Annotated in this window: 14 protein-coding genes; 4 read left to right on the top strand and 10 right to left on the bottom strand. The window is 73.3% G+C overall.

Features of this window, described 5'->3' with window-relative positions:
* Positions 1–221 precede the first annotated feature (221 nt).
* On the top strand, positions 222–2,156 hold the full coding sequence (locus K6I34_RS16035; RefSeq protein ID WP_229326659.1) for an anthranilate synthase family protein: 1,935 nt from the start codon (positions 222–224) through the stop codon (positions 2,154–2,156).
* A gap of 123 nt (positions 2,157–2,279) precedes the next feature.
* On the opposite strand, the gene K6I34_RS16030 is transcribed toward K6I34_RS16035, so the two are convergent.
* The 4 genes from K6I34_RS16030 to K6I34_RS16015 are packed head-to-tail and all read right to left on the bottom strand — an operon-like array spanning position 2,280 to position 6,109.
* Positions 2,280–3,311 (bottom strand): 6-phosphofructokinase, encoded by a 1,032-nt coding sequence (locus K6I34_RS16030; RefSeq protein WP_229326650.1) that lies wholly within the window; start codon positions 3,309–3,311, stop codon positions 2,280–2,282.
* A gap of 47 nt (positions 3,312–3,358) precedes the next feature.
* Positions 3,359–4,051: a response regulator transcription factor gene (locus tag K6I34_RS16025; protein WP_229326661.1), complete on the bottom strand. Its 693-nt coding sequence runs from the start codon at positions 4,049–4,051 to the stop codon at positions 3,359–3,361.
* 26 nt (positions 4,052–4,077) lie between these two features.
* Complete coding sequence (macS, locus tag K6I34_RS16020; RefSeq protein ID WP_229326648.1) at positions 4,078–5,292, bottom strand: MacS family sensor histidine kinase; 1,215 nt, start codon at positions 5,290–5,292, stop codon at positions 4,078–4,080.
* A gap of 25 nt (positions 5,293–5,317) precedes the next feature.
* Positions 5,318–6,109, bottom strand: a complete 792-nt coding sequence (locus K6I34_RS16015; protein WP_229326646.1) for a 1-acyl-sn-glycerol-3-phosphate acyltransferase — start codon at positions 6,107–6,109, stop codon at positions 5,318–5,320.
* Between the two features lie 123 nt (positions 6,110–6,232).
* On the opposite strand from K6I34_RS16015, the gene K6I34_RS16010 reads away from it, so the two are divergent.
* Positions 6,233–7,012, top strand: a complete 780-nt coding sequence (locus K6I34_RS16010; RefSeq protein WP_229326644.1) for a carboxylesterase — start codon at positions 6,233–6,235, stop codon at positions 7,010–7,012.
* Positions 7,005–7,583: a hypothetical protein gene (locus K6I34_RS16005; protein WP_229326642.1), complete on the top strand. Its 579-nt coding sequence runs from the start codon at positions 7,005–7,007 to the stop codon at positions 7,581–7,583. The genes K6I34_RS16010 and K6I34_RS16005 overlap by 8 nt, the downstream gene beginning before the upstream one ends.
* A gap of 211 nt (positions 7,584–7,794) precedes the next feature.
* On the opposite strand, the gene K6I34_RS16000 is transcribed toward K6I34_RS16005, so the two are convergent.
* The 6 genes from K6I34_RS16000 to K6I34_RS15975 all read right to left on the bottom strand — a co-directional run bounded on the left by K6I34_RS16000 (position 7,795) and on the right by K6I34_RS15975 (position 13,093).
* Positions 7,795–8,556, bottom strand: a complete 762-nt coding sequence (locus K6I34_RS16000; RefSeq protein ID WP_229326640.1) for an endonuclease/exonuclease/phosphatase family protein — start codon at positions 8,554–8,556, stop codon at positions 7,795–7,797.
* 72 nt (positions 8,557–8,628) lie between these two features.
* A complete protein-coding gene (locus tag K6I34_RS15995; protein ID WP_121797840.1) occupies positions 8,629–9,570 on the bottom strand; it encodes an ROK family glucokinase in 942 nt (313 codons plus the stop codon).
* A 95-nt stretch (positions 9,571–9,665) separates the two neighbouring features.
* Positions 9,666–10,139: a DUF5304 domain-containing protein gene (locus K6I34_RS15990; protein WP_229326637.1), complete on the bottom strand. Its 474-nt coding sequence runs from the start codon at positions 10,137–10,139 to the stop codon at positions 9,666–9,668.
* Between the two features lie 56 nt (positions 10,140–10,195).
* Positions 10,196–11,497: an ArsA family ATPase gene (locus K6I34_RS15985; protein ID WP_229326636.1), complete on the bottom strand. Its 1,302-nt coding sequence runs from the start codon at positions 11,495–11,497 to the stop codon at positions 10,196–10,198.
* A 297-nt stretch (positions 11,498–11,794) separates the two neighbouring features.
* Positions 11,795–12,244, bottom strand: a complete 450-nt coding sequence (locus K6I34_RS15980; protein WP_229326634.1) for an SRPBCC family protein — start codon at positions 12,242–12,244, stop codon at positions 11,795–11,797.
* A gap of 75 nt (positions 12,245–12,319) precedes the next feature.
* The gene (locus tag K6I34_RS15975) at positions 12,320–13,093 is read right to left on the bottom strand and encodes a metallophosphoesterase (protein WP_229326632.1); all 774 of its coding nucleotides are present in this window, start codon (positions 13,091–13,093) and stop codon (positions 12,320–12,322) included.
* 277 nt (positions 13,094–13,370) lie between these two features.
* Between K6I34_RS15975 and K6I34_RS15970 the strand changes: the two genes are divergently transcribed.
* The gene (locus tag K6I34_RS15970; RefSeq protein ID WP_229326630.1) at positions 13,371–15,167 is read left to right on the top strand and encodes a long-chain fatty acid--CoA ligase; all 1,797 of its coding nucleotides are present in this window, start codon (positions 13,371–13,373) and stop codon (positions 15,165–15,167) included.
* Positions 15,168–15,370: the final 203 nt, after the last annotated feature.

Genomic DNA, 15,370 nt, shown 5'->3' with positions numbered 1-15,370 from the left:
CCCGTACGCGCTTCCCCGCCGTCCCCGGGATCCGTCGCCTGGCGGCCGCGGTCGGGTAGGGTGCGGGGCATGTACGCGCAGACCGGCAAGTTCTGGTGGTGGACCGTCCGACCGGCGGCCCACTGATCGCGCGTACACCGAAGTCGCACCGCGAAGGCCGCCCGGAGGGGCGGCCTTCGGCGTATCCGCGGCCGTTCCTCTCCCTCACCGGAAGGAACCCCATGACCGGCGACATCCCTGGTCTCCTCGCCCAGCTGACCACCCCCGCCTGCCCGCCGTTCGCCCTGCTGCACCGCCGCACCCCCGGCCGGCCCGACGACGTGGTCGAGCTGCTGACCGGCACCGTGACCGAGGTCGCGAGCCTGGCCGGGATCCCGTTGCCCGCGTGCGCGCCGCCCGGCGGCGGCCCGGCCCTGGACGCGCTCGCCCTCGTCCCGTTCCGGCAGATCCGCGAGCGCGGCTTCGACGTCCGCGACGACGGCACCCCGCTGGCGGTGCTGCTGCCCGCGGAGGCGTACGAGCTGCCGCTGGCCGAGGTCCTGGCCGCGCTGCCCGCGCACGAGGTGCGGGTGGAGGGCGGGGCCTTCGACGTGTCCGACGAGGAGTACGCGCGGATCGTCGAGCGGGTGATCGAGGACGAGATCGGCACCGGCGAGGGCGCCAACTTCGTCATCCGCCGGACCTTCGAGGGCGAGATCGAGGGTTTCCGCGCCGCCGACGCCCTGGCGCTGTTCCGCAGGCTGCTCGCGGGCGAGCGCGGCGCGTACTGGACGTACGTCGTGCACACAGGCGACCGGACGCTGATCGGCGCGAGCCCGGAGGTCCATGTGCGGATGGCCGGGGGCACCGTCGTGATGAACCCGATCAGCGGCACGTACCGCTATCCGGACGGCGGCCCCGACCGGGAGGGGCTGCTGGCCTTCCTGCACGACCGCAAGGAGGTGGAGGAGCTGTCCATGGTCGTGGACGAGGAGCTGAAGATGATGTGCACCGTCGGCGACATGGGCGGCGTGGTCGTCGGGCCGCGGCTGCGGGAGATGGCGCACCTGGCCCACACCGAGTACGAGCTGCGCGGGCGCACCTCGCTGGACGTACGCGACGTGCTGCGGGAGACGATGTTCGCGGCGACCGTGACGGGCTCCCCCGTGCAGAACGCGTGCCGGGTCATCGAGCGCTACGAGCCGCGGGGGCGGGGCGGCGAGGGGCGCGGCTACTACGCGGGCGCGCTCGCGCTCATCGGCCGGGACGCGGGCGGCACCCGCACCCTGGACTCGCCGATCCTGATCCGTACCGCCGACATCGACCGGCGCGGCCGGCTGCGGGTCGCGGTCGGGGCCACGCTGGTGCGGCGCTCCGACCCGTACGGCGAGGTCGCCGAGACCCACGCCAAGGCGGCGGGCGTGCTGGCGGCGCTCGGGGTGCGCCCCGCGCGCCGGGACCCGGCCGCCACTCCGGCCGTGCGGCTCGCCGACGACCCGGAGGTGCGGGCCGCGCTGGACGCCCGCCGCGAGGACCTGGCCCCGTTCTGGCTGCGGATGCGGACGCCGGGCCCGGCTGTGGCCGGGACCGGCGGGCACGCGCTCGTCGTGGACGGCGAGGACACCTTCACCGCGATGCTCGCGCACCTGCTGCGCACCTCGGGGCTGACGGTGACCGTGCGGCGCTACGACGAGCCGGGGCTGCGCGAGGCCGCGCTGACGCACGAGGGCCCGGTGGTGCTGGGGCCCGGGCCGGGCGACCCGTCCGACGCGGCCGACCCCAAGATGCGCTTCCTGCGCTCCCTGGCGGCGGACCTGCTGCGCGGCCACCGGCACGGTCTGCTGGGTGTCTGCCTGGGCCATGAGCTGATCGCCGCGGAGCTGGGCCTGGACATCGTCCGGAAGGACGTGCCGTACCAGGGTGCCCAAGAGCGGATCGACTTCTTCGGACGGCCGGAGACGGTCGGCTTCTACAACACGTTCACGGCGCGCTGCTCGGCTGACGCCGAGGAGGAGCTGGCCATGCACCGCGTCGCGGTGAGCCGGGATCCGCGCAGCGGTGACGTGCACGCGCTGCGCGGGCCCGGCTTTGCGGGGGTGCAGTTCCATCCGGAGTCGGTTCTGACGCTGTCGGGGGCGGAGCTGGTGGCCGAGCTGTTGGTGGCCGTACTGGTGTGACCGGGGCTCCGCCCCGGACCCCGCGCCTACCGGGGTGCCTCTTGCGCTCGGCGCGCGGCCACAGGTCGCGTCGTGGCTGGTCGCGCAGTTCCCCGCGCCCCTGACGGGGCGCGGCCTGCGCACTCAGCCGAAGAAAGTCCTGGCCTCCTCGTAGAGGAGGTGCGGGACCGTCTTCAAGCTGGCCGTCGCGTCGGTCAGCGGCACACGGACGATGTCCGTGCCCCGCAGCGCCACCATCCGGCCGAAGTCACCGTCCCGCACCGCGGCGATCGCGTGCAGCCCGAAGCGGGTCGCCAGCCAGCGGTCGAACGCGCTGGGCGTCCCGCCGCGCTGTACGTGGCCGAGCACGATGGTGCGGGCCTCCTTGCCGGTGCGGGCCTCGATCTCCTCGGCCAGCCACTCCCCCACGCCGGACAGCCGGACGTGGCCGAAGGAGTCGTGGGCGGCCGCGCCCTTGAGGACGAGGTCGCCGTCCTTGGGCATGGCGCCCTCGGCGACGACCACGATCGGCGCGTAGCTGGCGCGGAAGCGGGAGGTGACCCAGCCGCAGACCTCGTCGAGGTCGAAGCGCTGCTCGGGCACGAGGATGACGTTGGCGCCCCCGGCGAGGCCGGAGTGCAGGGCGATCCAGCCCGCGTGGCGGCCCATGACCTCCACGACGAGGACGCGCATGTGGGACTCGGCGGTGGTGTGCAGCCGGTCGATGGCCTCGGTGGCGATGTTGACCGCGGTGTCGAAGCCGAAGGTGTAGTCGGTGGCCGAGAGGTCGTTGTCGATGGTCTTGGGCACGCCGACGCAGCGCACCCCGTGGTCGGCGTGCAGCCGGGCGGCGACGCCGAGGGTGTCCTCGCCGCCGATGACGATCAGGGCGTCGACGTCGTCCTTGGCCAGGTTCTCCCGGATGCGGCGGACGCCGTCGGCCGTCTTGAAGGGGTTGGTGCGCGACGAGCCCAGGATCGTGCCGCCGCGGGGCAGGATGCCGCGCACGGCCGGGATGCCGAGCGGCACGGTGATGCCCTGGAGCAGCCCGCGCCAGCCGTCGCGGTAGCCGATGAAGTCGTAGTCGTAGTCCTGCACGCCCTTGCGGACGGCGGCGCGGATGACCGCGTTGAGCCCGGGGCAGTCGCCGCCGCCGGTGAGCATTCCGACCCGCATGACGCTTCTCCCTTCCGCCGGGACGCCGCCCGGCCGCAGGAAGGGGGTCAGGCGCCGTCGAGACCTCGCTCTATCGCGTAGCGCACGAGCTCCACGCGGTTGTGCAACTGGAGCTTGCCCAAGGTGTTCTGAACATGGTTCTGCACCGTCCGGTGGGAAATAACCAGACGCTCGGCGATTTGCTTGTAGGACAGGCCCTTCGCGACGAGCCGGAGCACCTCGGTCTCGCGGTCGGTCAGCCGGGGCGCCTTGGGCTCGTCGGGCGCGGCCGGGGCGGGGTCGGCGGCCAGCCTGCGGTACTCGCCGAGGACCAGGCCGGCCAGGCCGGGCGTGAAGACGGGGTCGCCCGCGGCCGTGCTGCGGACGGCGTCGAGGAGCTCCGCCGTGCTGGCCGACTTCAGCAGATAGCCGGTCGCGCCGGACTTGACGGCCTCCAGGACGTCGGCGTGCTCGCCGCTGGCGGAGAGCACCAGGACGCGCAGGCCGGGCAGCTCGCCGACGAGCTCCTTGCAGACGGCGACGCCGGGCTGGCCGGGCAGGTTGAGGTCGAGGACCAGGACGTCGGGTGTGACGGCCCGCGCGCGGCGCACCGCCTGGAGGCCGTCGCCCGCGGTGGCGACCACGTCGTACCCGGCGGCCTCCAGGTCGCGGGCCACGGCGTCGCGCCACATGGGGTGGTCGTCGACCACCATGACCCGCACGGCCGCCGCGTCGCGCACGCCGTCCGCCGCCTGCTCCATCTGCTCCGTCCGCTCCGTCTCGTCGCTCATGCCGTCTTCCCCCGTGGGACTCTCAGTTCGACTTCGGTGCCCTGACCGGGCACGGACAGCAGCTCGGCGCTGCCGCCCAGATCGCGCAGCCTGCCGCGGATGGACAGGGCGACGCCCATGCGGCCCTCCTTCTCGGCCGCGGCCAGTCTGCCCTCGGCGATGCCCGGGCCGTCGTCCCGTACGGTGACGATCACCTCGCCGGGCTCGTCCTCCAGCAGGATCCAGGCCCGCGCGCTCTCCCCCGCGTGCTGCCTGACGTTGTCCAGGGCGGCGCCGACCGCGGCGGCCAGCTCCGTCGCCGCGGCGGCCTCCAGGAGCACGGGCGTGCCGGGCCCGGCGTACGAGACGGCGGCACCGGCGTACGGAGCGAGCAGCGCCGACACGTCGCACGGCCCCTCGGGGGCCCGCGGCGGGGGCGTCACGGCCCGTACGAGCTCCGCGTCGTCGGCCCGCTGCCGCGGGGTGCCCTGCGGGCGCAGGCCCCCGGCGACGAGGGTGCGCAGGGCGATCTCCTGCTCGCCCGCCAGCCGACCGAGCTCGGCGGCCTCGCCGCCCAGCGCGGTGCCCCGGCGCTGCACCATGGCGAGCACCTGGAGGACGCTGTCGTGGATGTCGCGGGCGAGGCGCTCCCGCTCGCGGGTGGCCGCCTCGATCTGCAGGGCCCGGGCAAGCGTGCGCTCACTGGCCCGCGCGACCTCCACGATGTAGCCGATGGCCACGCTGGACACCCACACGAGCAGCACGTTGTGGACGGTGTCGCGGGCCGGGCCGCCGCGCTCGGCCAGGTTGGCGGCGGCCACCAGGGTGGAGCCGACGATCGCCCAGCGCCAGCCGCCCTTGATGGCGCAGCCCAGGACCGCGCCGCCCGCCCAGATGGACGGCAGGGTGGCCGCGCCCCCGTCGATGCGCTCGGCGGAGTCGACGACGGCGGTGAGGAGGATGCCGGACAGCGCGATGGCGAGGTCGGCGACGAGGAAGCCCCTGGTGCAGCGCTCGGGCGAGGTGACCCGGTTCCAGGTCAGCAGCATCCACAGGGTGAGTGCGCCCATGTAGAGCGCGCCACCGAGCGGATGGGCGTACTCGCGGTAGTTCATCAGGAACAGTGCGAGTGCGTACCCGAGCGTCAGGATGCGGTAGCCGGTCAGGGCGCGCCACAGCGGCAGCTCCACCGACATCCGTACGACGCGCGGCTTGCCGCTGCGCGATGTCATCGACCAACCCCCCGGCCGGGCGTCGCTACGACGCCTCGGGCCGCTTCTCCGCCTTCTCCGCCTTCTCCGCCTTCTCCGCCTTGTCGAGGCCGGCGGCCTTGGCCGCCTTCTCCTCCTCCGCCTTGCGCTTCGCCTCGTCCGCGATCTGCCGCTTGGCGGCGGTCGCGTAGATGTCGACGTACTCCTGGCCCGACAGCTCCATGATCTTGTACATGACCTCGTCGGTGACCGAGCGGAGGATGAAGCGGTCGCCGTCCATGCCGTGGTAGCGGCTGAAGTCCAGCGGCTCGCCGATCCGGATGCCCGGACGGACCATCTTGGGCAGGACCTTGCCCGGAGGCTGCACCTTCTCGGTGTCGATCATGGCGACGGGGATCACGGGGGCGCCGGAGAGCAGCGCCACCCGGGCGAGCCCGCCCGGCTTGCCGCGGTAGAGACGGCCGTCCGGGGAGCGGGTGCCCTCCGGGTAGATGCCGAACAGCTCGCCGTTGGCGAGCACCTCCAGGCCGCTCTTGATGGCCGCCTCACCGGCCCCGCGGGCACCCGAACGGTCCACGGGCAGCTGGCCGACGCCCTTGAAGAACGCGGCCGTCAGCTTGCCCTTGACCCCGGGGGAGGTGAAGTACTCCTGCTTCGCGATGAAGGTGACCTTGCGGTCGAGGACCGCGGGCAGGAAGAAGGAGTCCGAGAACGACAGGTGGTTGCTCGCGAGGATCGCGGGCCCCTCGGCCGGGATGTTCTCCAAGCCCTCCACCCACGGCCGGAAGGCAAGCTTCAGCGACCCGCCGATGGACAGCTTCATAGCGCCGTAGAACAACCGAGAACCTCCTGTAGTGACGAGGAGACCTTAACCTGCCTACCCGCCGTGCGGCGCTCCGCGTACGCTGAGGGCCGGGCCCCTTCCCGTTTCCGTTCCCCCTTCCACCGATCGGAGATCCCGGTGCCGCTCCTCCCCGGTGCCGAGCCGTTCCGCCACTCAGGCGGAGAGGTCGGCGTCCTCGTGTGCCACGGCTTCACCGGTTCCCCGCAGTCCGTGCGGCCCTGGGCCGAGCACCTCGCGGAGCGCGGCCTGACCGTCTCGCTGCCGCTGCTGCCGGGGCACGGCACCCGCTGGCAGGACATGCAGCTCACCGGCTGGCAGGACTGGTACGCGGAGGTCGACCGGGCGCTGGGCGAGCTGCGCGAGCACTGCTCCCAGGTCTTCGTCTGCGGCCTCTCCATGGGCGGGGCGCTGACCCTGCGGCTGGCGGCGAAGCACGGGGCCGCCGTCTCCGGCATCGTCCTGGTCAACCCGGCGAACAAGGTGCACGGCCTGTCGGCCCGGGCGCTGCCCGTCCTGCGCCACCTGGTGCCTTCCACCAAGGGTATCGCCAGCGACATCGCCAAACCGGGCGGTGCGGAGGTCGGCTACGACCGGGTGCCGCTGCACGCGGCGCACTCCTTCCGCGGCTTCCTGCGGATGCTGGACGGCGAGCTGCCGCAGGTGACGCAGCCGCTGCTGCTCCTGCACAGCCCGGAGGACCACGTCGTGCCGCCCGCCGACTCGGCCCGCATCCTGGCCCGGGTCTCCTCCCGGGACGTCACCGAGCGGCTGCTGGAGCACAGCTACCACGTGGCCACGCTGGACCACGACGCCGAGCTGATCTTCGAGGAGACGTACGCGTTCATCACCCGGCTCTCGGCGGGTGTCGGTGACGTCGGGGCGGCGTCCCGTGGCTGAGCGCGACGCGGACCACGATCGCGACCGCGACGAGAGCCGCGATCCGCTGGACGAGGAGGCCGCCTGGGCGGAGCTCGTCGCCGCGTACGGCGAACAGCCCGACCCCGAGGCGGGCCGCTGGCCCGCCACCGGCGACATCCCGGACCCGCCGCCGCCCGCCCCGGCCGCGCCCGAGCCGGGGCCCGGGCCCGAGCCCGAGTCCGAGGACAAGACCCCCGAGCGGCCCGCGGGCAGCTTCATCGTCTACGCGCCCGGGGTGGGCCCCCGCGACTGGAGCACGCCGCCCGGCACCACCGAGGACGGCGGCCCGGACGAGACGGACGAGGGCCACTTCGTCCCCCCGGAGCCGCCACCGCTCCCGACCGGCGACGTCACGTCCCGCTTCGCCTGGATCGCGGTCCTGGGCGGCCCCTTCCTGCTCCTCCTCATGGTCCTGCTCCGCCAGGAACTGACCTGGTGGATCACCACCCTGGGCATCGGCGGCTTCCTGGGCGGCTTCGCGACGCTGGTGCTCCGCATGAAGGACAACGACGAGGACGATGACGACCCGGGCCGGGGAGCGGTGGTCTGAGCCGGGGGTCGGTTGCGGCCGGTGGTCCGGTTGTGCCCACCCGGCGTAAGCACAGCCGACGGGGCGCGCCCCATCAGGGGCGCGGGGAACTGCGCGACCAGCCGAAGACAACCGGCAGCCGCGCGCCGCGCAAGGAGGCACCCCGGTAGGCGCCCCACAACGCACCCGCAGCCGCGCACCGGCCGAATGAGGCTCCCCAATAGGCGCCCCCTTACAAAACCGGCACCCGAAGCGCGGCCAGCACCGGCAGGTGATCCGTAGCCGACCGCAGGTCGGACTCGGCAACGCCGGGAAGCCCCATCGGCACGCCACACCCGAGCACTTCCACCCCCGCGGTAGCGAAAACCGCATCGATCCGCTGCTCCGGATCACCCAATCGGGTGGTGTGCTCCCTCCCCCACGGCTTCGTGGCCCACGCGTCCTGGAGCGCGTCCGCGAGCAAGCCGAACGTGCGCCCGTCCGGCCGGTCGTTGAGGTCACCGGCCGCGACGGCGTGCGGGACGTCCAGAGCGGCCAGCTTGTCGAGGAGCAGCCGCCCCTGGCGGTACCGCTCCCAGTCCTTGATGCTCAGGTGGCAGCTGAGGACACCGAGCCGGGCCCGCCCGAAGCGCAGGACGGCGGTGGCGAAGCCGCGCTGGTGCAGACCGGGGGTGCGGGGCAGCAGCACGTCGTCGGTGCGCTCCACGTGGGCCCGCAGCGAGGAGAGGATCATCGGCCCCGAGGCGGTGGCGCCCCCCGTGACGTACACCAGCTCCGACGTACGGGCGAGCCGGGCCGCGGCCTTGCGCCAGCGGAAGAAGCGGGGCGCCTCCTGGACGCAGACGACGTCGGGGGCGCAGGCCCGGACGACCCGGGCGAGGGCGTCCGTGTCGTCCCGCATGGAGCGGACGTTGTAGCTCAGCACCCGGATGACGGCGGAGCCGTCCGGCTCGGTGGTGGAGGCCGGGAGGTCCGGCAGCACAGTCGTACTCATGCTGCTCCCCCTACCCAGGAAAGGGGGCGCCCCGAACGGGACGCCCCCTTGAGGACCGGTGTGCGGCGGGGCTCAGCCCTGGCGCGCGAGGTCGGCGGCGCCGACCAGGCCCGCCTTGCCGCCGAGCTGGGCGGCGAGCACCTGCGCGTGCGGGCGCCACTGGCCGCCGATCAGCCAGCGCTTGAAGGACTTGCGGATGGGGTCGAGCACGAGGTCGCCCTCGTCCGAGACGCCGCCGCCGACGATGAACGCGGAGGGGTCGAAGAGCGAGGCCAGGTCGGCCAGGCCCGCGCCCGCCCAGCGGGCCAGCTCGCGGAAGGAGTCGATGGCGACCGGGTCGCCCTGCCGGGCGGCGGCGCTGACGTGCTTGCCCTCGATGCCCTCGACCGTGCCGTCGCCGAGGCCGAGGAGGATCTCGGCGTTCTCCGGGGTGGCCTGGGCGCGCTGCTTGGCGTAGCGGACGAGGGCACGGCCGGAGGCGTACTGCTCCCAGCAGCCCTGGCTGCCGCAGCCGCACAGCAGGCCGTCCGGGACGACCCGGACGTGGCCGAACTCGGCGGCCACGCCGAAGCGGCCGCGGCGCAGCTTGTTGCCGATGATGATGCCGCCGCCGAGGCCGGTGCCCAGCGTGATGCAGATGACGTCGTCGTGGCCCTGGCCCGCGCCGAAGCGGTACTCGCCCCAGGCGGCGGCGTTGGCGTCGTTCTCGACGACGACCGGGAGGCCGACGCGCTGCTCGACCTTGTCCTTGAGAGCCTCGTGACGCCAGTTGATGTTCGGCGCGAAGAGGACGGTGGCCCGCTTGTCGTCCACGTAGCCCGCGGCACCGATGCCGACGGCCTCGACCTCGTGGTCGGCGCTGACCGTGCGCACCGCGTCCGCGATGGCGTCGATGACGCCCTCGGGGGTGGCAGGGGTCGGAACCTTGCACGTCGCGAGGATGTTGCCCTCCTCGTCGACCACGCCGGCCGCGATCTTCGTGCCGCCGATGTCGACGCCGATGGTGAGTCCCATGTGTCCCTCAGTTATTCGCTCGAACCCCGCCGTGACCCACCGTACCGGAGACGGTGACACCCCCATGCCGTCAAGGGTTCACAGGGAACCGGGGGTCAGTCGAGGTCGATGCGCTCGGTGCCGCCCGCGGGGGCGTCGCCCGGGCCGGCGCCCCGGCTGTCGGTGCCCTCGGCGTGCTGCGCGGAGTCGCCCCGCGTCCAGCGGCTCTCCTGGCCCTGGACGGCGGCGCGGAAGGCGGCGAGGAGCTCCGAGCCCGCGGAGGCGAGGTGGTCGAAGACCTCGGGGTTGCGCTCGATGACGGGCTCGACGGCGGTGCGGGCCCGGTCGACGACCTGCTGGACGACGTCCTGGGCGGCGAGGCCCGCGAGGGGGAGCTGGAGTCCGGCGACCTTCTCGGTCACGGCGTCGACGAGCTTGCGCAGTTCCTCGGCCGCGGTGCCGGGCTGCGGGCCGTACGCGGCGCGGCGGCGGGCCCGTTCCGCCGCGAGGTCCTCGGCGCACGCCTGCCCCCAGGCATCGCGGTCGGCCTCCGCCTCGGGGGCGGGGCGCTCGGTGGCATCGCTGCTCATGGCGGACTCCTGCGGCTGGGGTTTCCTCCGACGTTACCTGACCGGGCCTGCGGTGTTCAGGGAGTACGTGGCCAGAGCGCGGGGTCGGGGGTGAAGCGCACGCACAGCGCGCCGTCGCGCAGACCCGCGCCGGAGACCGCGCAGCGGCGCAGCGCGGACGGCAGCGGCAGGACCCGGCGGAACGGGCCGACGCCGACGATGAGTTCGTCGCCGCGGCGTATGAGGTCCAGGGCGTCGCGCTCGGCGCCGGGCAGCGGCAGCCGCCAGACCAGGACGCCGTCGTCGGCGAGCCGGTCCTCGACGCTCCAGGGGTCCGGCGTCCTGTCGCCGTCGGGGCGGGCGGGCCGGCCGTCGAGTTCGTCGGCCAGGCCCTCGCCCTCGACGAGGCCGACGGTGCCGCCCTCGCCGCCGACGACCGTCGAGGCGGCGGAGTCGACGAGCGCGGCGAGGTCCGCGTGCCCGCGGGGGGAACGGCCGAGGTGGGGCAGCTCGCAGAAGGGGACGCCGTCGACGACGAACTCCTCGTACAGCACCTTGAGCGCTTCCTGCTGCTCCTCGACGGGCCCGGCGAACCAGGGGTCGGTGCCGCGCTCCGCGGGGAGCACCCGGTTGGCGACGACGGTGTCGAGCCAGGCACCCTGGAGGGCGAGGCCCGCGCGGGCGAGCCGCAGCGCGTCGACGGCGAGGGGTCCGGGTTCGGCGACGAGGCGCACGGTCGTGCCGTTCGCCTCCACGATGTCCTGCACGGCGGCGAGTTCGGCCTCCCAGCGCTCCGCCGTCTCGTAGAGCTTCTGCGCGGGCATGGGCACCCCGGCGAGCTGGGCGAGCATCGGGCGCAGGGCGCGGGCCGCCTGCCGCTCGGGGGGCAGCAGCCTGCGCAGGTAGCGGCGCAGCTGTTCGGGCAGGGCCAGCAGGCGCACGGTCTCGTGCGCGGGGGGCATGTCGACGACGAGCAGGTCCCACGCGGCGGCCTCGTGCGCGGCGCGCAGCGCGGCCAGGATGGCGAGCGGCTCGGCGCCGGGCAGCTCGGTGAGCTCCTCGGGGTCGAGGGGCGTGGCACCGAGCAGGTCGAAGAGCGAGGCGCCGCGCTCCTGGAGGTCGCGGGCGCGGTCCTGGAAGTGCTCGCCGGTGGCGACGCGGGCGGCCCACAGCCCGGCGGTGACCTCGACGGGCTCCGTCCAGGGGGCCTGCCCCGACGGTGCGGGCAGGGTGGTGCCGAGGACCGCCTCGGGGGCGGGGCCTCGGTCGGTGGTGAGCAGCAATGTGCGCTTGCCGCGCCGGGCCGCGGCCACGGCGGTGGCCGCGGCTGTCGTCGTGCGGCCCGCGCCGCCGCCTCCGGTGACGAGGACCGTACGCACGTGTGGGTGTCCCTCCGTAAGTTGAGCACTCTCCGGGGCTTCGCCCCTGGACCCCGCGCCTACCGAAATGCCCCGGAAGGCCGGTTTGCGACTGCGGGTCCGCTATAGCTGGTCGCGCAGTTCCCCGCGCCCCTAAAAGCCGCCTACGAGCTCGGTCACCGATGCCCGTCCGGCGACTGCGCCCCGTCAGGGGCGCGGGGAACTGCGCGACAAGCCCCCACCGGGGCCGCAGCCGCGCGCCGAGCGCAAGAGGCACCCCGGTAGGCACGGGGGTCCGGGGGCGGAGCCCCCGGTGGGTCACCCCTTGTGGACCGACTCCACGCGCTGCTTCAGGCCGTCCAGCGCCCGGTCGATGATGACCTTCTCCGCCTTGCGCTTGATCATGCCGAGCATGGGGATCTTGACATCCACCGTCAGCTGGTAGGTCACCTTCGTGTGCGCCCCGCCCGCCTCCGGCTCCAGGACGTAGGAGCCGTCGAGCTGACGCAGCATCTGGGACTTGACCAGGGACCAGCTGACGGCGTTCTCCCCCGGCCAGGTGTAGGCGAGGGTGTGGTCGTCCTTGATCGCGCCCGCGTCGAGGACGAGGCGCACCTGCGAGGCGCGGCCCTGCTCGTCCTTGGCGAGGACCTCCGCCTGCTTCACCTCGCCGGTCCACTCGGCGTAGCGGTCGAAGTCGGCGATCACCGCCATGACCTCTGCGGGGGTCGCCTCGATCGTGATGCTCGAGCTGGTGTGTTCCGCCATCTCCGTGGCTCCTCCGTACCGGTCCGGTCCCGCAGCCTCGTATGTCTGCCGCTGAAGGCTACAACGCGGCTCGTGTCACCACTCCAGCACCCAGGGTGTACCGCTGGAGGCGAAGTGGCCGACGTTGACGCATTCCGTCGCACCGATGCGCATTCTGCGCGCCAGCGGCTGGTGGACATGGCCGAAGAGCGCGTAGCGGGGGCGGGTCCTGCGGATCGCCTCCAGCAGGGCGGCGCTGCCGGTCTCGAAGCGGCGGGCGACGGTGTCGTAGCAGAGTTCGGGCACGTCGGGCGGGATGTGGGAGCACAGGACGTCGACCTCGCCCAGCGCCTCGATCTTCGCGGCGTACACCTCGGGGTCGATCTCGTACGGCGTGCGCATGGGGCTGGGCAGGCCACCGCCGACGAAGCCGAAGACGCGGCCGCCGATCTCCACGCGTTCGCCGTCGAGGACGGTCGTGCCGTCAGCGGCGTACTCCGGCCACAGGTGGGGCAGGTCGACATTGCCGTAGGTGGCGTAGGTGGGGGCGGGGAAGGCGGCGAACAGCTCGGCGTACTGCTTGCGGACGGCGGCCTCGATGGCGGCGTCGCGGTCGATGCCCTCCCACAGGCGCCGTCCCAGCGCGCGGGCCTCCTCGAAGCGGCGGGCGGTGCGGAGCTCGACGATCCGGTCGGCGTTCTCCACGCCGAAGAGCTCGGGGAAGATGCCGCGCGAGTGGTCGTGGTAGTCCAGGAAGAGCACGAGGTCACCCAGGCAGACGAGGGCGTCGGCGCCCTCTCCGGCCCGGCCGAGCCCCTCGCTGTTGCCGTGCACGTCGCTGACCACGTGAACTCTGAAGCCACCTCGCATACCGATCACCCTAGGGTCTGCGGGCACGCCGGAGGAAGCCGCGCGAGCCCTGTTGGCCTGCGGTTACTTCCCGGTCACCAAGCGGAGGGGCTAGGGTGCGGAGGGCGGCCGGGTGACGTGTGACGCAGCGAACATCTGAGCGCCACCCCCTATTCGAAAGCCATACTGGTGGGTAACGTCCGGGCAGTCCAATACCCCCCGCCTGATCATGGACCGCAGCCGACGCAGCGCCCCTCAACGACGCGGCGGCGCCGGCGCCCGACGAGGAGCAGCAGTCTTGCGCGAGTTCAGCCTTCCGGCCCTCTATGAGGTCCCCGCGGACGGAAACCTGACGGATCTGATCCGCCGCAACGCCGCGCAGCGCCCCGACGTCGCCGTCATCGGGCGCAAGGTGGAGGACCACTGGGAGGACGTCACCGCCGCCGTCTTCCTCGCCGAGGTCCGTGCCGCCGCCAAGGGCCTGATGGCCTCGGGCATCCGGCCGGGCGACCGGGTGGGCCTGATCTCCCGCACCCGCTACGAGTGGACGCTGCTGGACTTCGCCATCTGGAGCGCGGGCGCGGTGACCGTGCCGGTGTACGAGACGAGCTCGCCCGAGCAGATCCAGTGGATCCTCGGCGACTCCGGTGCCGTCGCCTGTCTCGTGGAGACCGGGACGCACGAGGACGCCGTGGCGCAGGTCCGGGACTCGCTGCCCGAGCTGAAGCACCTGTGGCGGATCGAGGACGACGCGGTCGGCAAGCTCACCGCCGCGGGCGCGGATCTGAGCGACGAGGCGGTGGACGAGCGCAGCGCGCTCGCGACCGCCGACTCCCCCGCGACCATCGTCTACACCTCGGGCACCACCGGGCGCCCCAAGGGGTGCGTGCTGTCCCACCGCGCGTTCTTCGCGGAGTGCGGCAACGCGGTCGAGCGGCTCAAGCCGCTGTTCAACACGGGTGATTCGTCCGTGCTGCTCTTCCTCCCCACCGCGCACGTCTTCGGGCGCCTGGTGGAGGTCGCCGCGATGCTCGCCCCGATCAAGCTGGGCTGCGTCCCGGACATCCGCAACCTCACCGGCGACCTCGCGTCCTTCCGGCCGACGCTCATCCTGGGCGTGCCGCGCGTCTTCGAGAAGGTCTACAACGGCGCCCGCGCCAAGGCCCAGGCCGACGGCAAGGGCAAGATCTTCGACAAGGCGGCCGACACCGCCATCGCGTACAGCCGGGCCCAGGACACACCCGCGGGCCCGTCGTTCGGGCTGCGCGTCAAGCACGCGATCTTCGACAAGCTCGTCTACGGCAAGCTGCGGGGAGTGCTCGGCGGCCGGGCCACCCACGCGATCTCCGGCGGCGCCCCGCTGGGCGAGCGCCTCGGCCACTTCTACCGCGGCATCGGCTTCACGGTGCTGGAGGGATACGGCCTGACGGAGACCTGCGCGGCGACCGCCTTCAACCCCTGGGACCGGCAGAAGATCGGCACGGTCGGGCAGCCGCTGCCCGGCTCGGTGGTGCGGATCGCCGACGACGGCGAGGTGCTGCTGCACGGCGAACACCTCTTCCAGGGCTACTGGAACAACGAGGCCGCCACGGAGGAGGCGCTCTCCGACGGCTGGTTCCACACCGGCGACCTCGGCACCCTCGACGAGGACGGCTATCTGACGATCACCGGCCGGAAGAAGGAGATCCTCGTCACCGCGGGCGGCAAGAACGTCGCCCCGGCCGTGATCGAGGACCGTATCCGCGCCCACGCCCTGATCGCCGAGTGCATGGTCGTCGGCGACGCCCGCCCGTTCGTCGGCGCGCTCATCACCATCGACGAGGACTTCCTCCCCCGCTGGCTCGCCGACCACGGCAAGCCGGCCGGCTCCACCCCCGCCGACCTCGCGGAGGACCCCGACCTCCTCGCCGCCGTCCAGAAGGCCGTCGACGACGGCAACGCGGCCGTCTCCAAGGCGGAGTCCGTCCGCAAATTCCGCATCCTCCCCGCGCAGTTCACGGAGGCGTCGGGACATGTGACCCCGTCGCTGAAGCTGAAGCGGAACGTCGTGGCGAAGGACTTCGCGGACGAGATCGAGGCGATTTACCGCGGGTAGCGTTTCCGGGGGCGCCTATTGGGGTGCCTCTTGCGCTCCGCGCGCGTCTGCGGGTCCGGTGGGGGCTTGTCGCGCAGTTCCCCGCGCCCCTGACGGGGCGCGCCTTCCGCTCTACCTTCCCGTTTGTGGGCAGGCGTTCCGCACGGCGGAACGGGTGGGCACAAACGGGACCACGGACCGCAACCGACCACACGGGGGTCCGG

The sequence above is a fragment of the Streptomyces sp. UNOC14_S4 genome (assembly GCF_020740835.1).
In the GTDB taxonomy this organism is placed as follows: Bacteria; Actinomycetota; Actinomycetes; order Streptomycetales; family Streptomycetaceae; genus Streptomyces.
This window is presented reverse-complemented; position numbering and strand designations above follow the sequence as displayed.